At 44.2% G+C, this 2,550-nt stretch carries 3 protein-coding genes; all 3 read left to right on the plus strand.

Annotated features, from left to right (window positions below; all coding sequences use genetic code 11):
• Nucleotides 1–84: 84 nt before the first annotated feature.
• Genes tnpA through tnpC form a run of 3 tightly spaced genes read left to right on the plus strand, consistent with a single transcriptional unit; the run spans nucleotide 85 to nucleotide 2,521 of the window.
• Nucleotides 85–408, plus strand: a complete 324-nt coding sequence (tnpA, locus tag DN062_RS18320; protein WP_112160731.1) for an IS66 family insertion sequence element accessory protein TnpA — start codon at nucleotides 85–87, stop codon at nucleotides 406–408.
• Nucleotides 408–776: an IS66 family insertion sequence element accessory protein TnpB gene (tnpB, locus tag DN062_RS18325; protein ID WP_112160732.1), complete on the plus strand. Its 369-nt coding sequence runs from the start codon at nucleotides 408–410 to the stop codon at nucleotides 774–776. The genes tnpA and tnpB overlap by 1 nt, the downstream gene beginning before the upstream one ends.
• 44 nt (nucleotides 777–820) lie before the next feature.
• On the plus strand, nucleotides 821–2,521 hold the full coding sequence (tnpC, locus tag DN062_RS18330) for an IS66 family transposase (protein WP_112160733.1): 1,701 nt from the start codon (nucleotides 821–823) through the stop codon (nucleotides 2,519–2,521).
• Nucleotides 2,522–2,550 lie beyond the last annotated feature (29 nt).

Raw genomic sequence — 2,550 nt, forward strand, 5'->3', positions numbered from 1 at the left:
GTAAGCGCCCATGAAACAGCACCTATAATTTAAGATTTAACCGCGACACACTACCTCCATCACTTTTAATCGATGGAGGTCGGTATGAGCAACCAAACCAAGCAACACACCTGGCAACAGATTATTACCCAATGGCAGGACTCTGATCTTTCAGCAGCTGCCTTCTGTCGTAATCAATCAGTTAACTACGAGCAGTTTTACTACTGGAAGAAAAAGCTTTCAACTCATGCCAGTCAAGGTGATAAAAAGACGAGTTTGCAACTCTCATCAGGTTTTACTCGTGTGACCCAAGTTGAACATCATGCACAAACCAATGATCTGTCACTGAACCTACCCAGTGGCATCTCCATCTCAGGACTTCAGTCTAACAATATACATCTGCTAGGTGATATCCTGAGGCAGTTGTGATGAAAACTCGATATTTGCGTCCCTCGTATCAATTGCCAGAGATTTATCTGTATCGAGAGCCCATCGACTTCCGCAAGCAAGCCAATGGATTGGCGTTGCTGGTCGAACTCGAATTAGGCCATAACCCGTTTACCGGTGCGCTCTATGCATTCACTAATCGGCAGCGAAATAAGATCAAATGTCTGATGTGGGAAGATAATGGTTTTGTTCTCTATTACAAAGCTTTGGCCGAAGAAAAGTTTAAATGGCCAAGTCCCTCAGATGAGCTGATGTCGTTAACGGGTGAGCAGATAAACTGGCTTCTCGATGGCTATGATATTAGCTTATTAAAGGGCCATAAAACCTTGCATTATGATGCGGTTGGTTAGTGTTTTTAGGTGCGTTAATGCACTGTTTTTGCTATACTTTACGAATGAAATCATCACCTAAAAACACCCATCAAATGACTGATTTAAGCGGACTTTCGGCAGCTGAATTGTTGTCTTTGGTGTCTAGCTTACAGCAAAAAATAGGTGACCAAAACAAAGCGATTACCGAAAGCGAAAAGGCTCTTCGTCAAAAAGAAGAAGCCCTCAATGCACAAAACGACATCATTCTTCATCAAGAAAAGCATGCTAAAAAACGTGAACAATATATCGAGCTACTGGAAGAACAACTTCGCTTAAAGCTCATTCAACAATATGCTGCAAAAAGTGAGAAGTCTGCTCATCAGATCCATCTCTTCGATGAAGCGGAAATGGAATCCGACATTGCCGAGCTGAAAGCCCAGTTGCCAGATGACGTTGTGCCTGAGGATGATGAACCTCAATCAAAACAAAACAAACGTCGTCAACGTGGCTTCTCTGACAACTTAGAGCGTATCCGTGTTGAGCTTCGACTGACCGATGAAGAAAAAAGTGGTGCGATCAAAACCTTCTTCACTAAAGTAAAAGAAGAGCTAGAGTACATTCCTGCGAGCCTTCGTGTGCGTGAGATCTGGCAAGAAAAAGCGGTATTCAACGAAAACGACGAAGAAAGTATTGTTGCAGCCAAGCGACCTATTCACCCACTGGGTAAATGTATCGCCACGACCTCGTTACTGGCTTACATCATCGTCTCTAAATATGCCGATGGATTACCATTGTATCGCTTAGAAACGATCTTTAAGCGACAGGGTCATGAAATCAGTCGAACGAACATGGCCAACTGGATCATTCGATTGGATCCGTTACTGCAACCGCTGATTAACCTGATGCGTGAAGTGCAGAACAGCAGTGATTACCTTCAAGCGGATGAAACTCGAATACAAGTCCTCAAAGAAGACGGCAAAACGGCACAATCTGATAAATGGATGTGGGTCACACGAGGCGGTCCCTCAGGGCATCCAACGATCTTATTCGACTATGATCCATCACGTGCTGGCCATGTCGCTGTGCGCTTATTGGATGAGTTTACAGGCATCTTGCAAGCCGATGGTTACTCCGGCTATGCCCGCATCTGTGCTCAGAATAACATTACTCGAATCGGCTGCTGGGACCATGCCCGCCGCAAGTTCGTCGAAGCCTCGAAAGCTACAAAACCCAAAGATAAAGGGAAACAGGTAAAACTCTCTAAAGCTGACATGGCACTGAGCATGATCAATAAGCTTTATGTGATTGAACGTGAGATAAAAGATCTGAGTGCTGCTGACCGGTATCAGACGAGACAAAAGCACAGCATTCCTAAGCTGATCGAATTTAAAGTATGGCTAGATAAGAACACGCCCCATGTAATGAAAAAATCATTAACTCGCACTGCCATGGATTATACGTTGAACCAATGGGAGTACTTAATAGGCTACTGTGAACGTGGTGACTTACACATCAGCAATGTTCTTGCCGAAAACGCAATCCGACCCTTCGCACTGGGAAGAAGAGCATGGTTGTTTGCCGATACATCACAAGGTGCGAAAGCAAGTGCGACCTGCTTCTCACTCATCGAAACAGCCAAAGCAAATGAACTAGAGCCAGCTTCCTATATTAAGTATGTTCTTAATCACATCGCAGAAGCTGATACGCTAGAGAAACTTGAACATCTCTTGCCGTGGAATGCACCACTAGAAAAAGTTTCAAAAAAAGTGACTCAGTACAGCTAGGGGTAGAGTGCTGATTTATTGGCACTTAC

The organism is Nitrincola tibetensis (assembly GCF_003284585.1).
In the GTDB taxonomy this organism is placed as follows: domain Bacteria; phylum Pseudomonadota; class Gammaproteobacteria; order Pseudomonadales; family Balneatricaceae; genus Nitrincola; species Nitrincola tibetensis.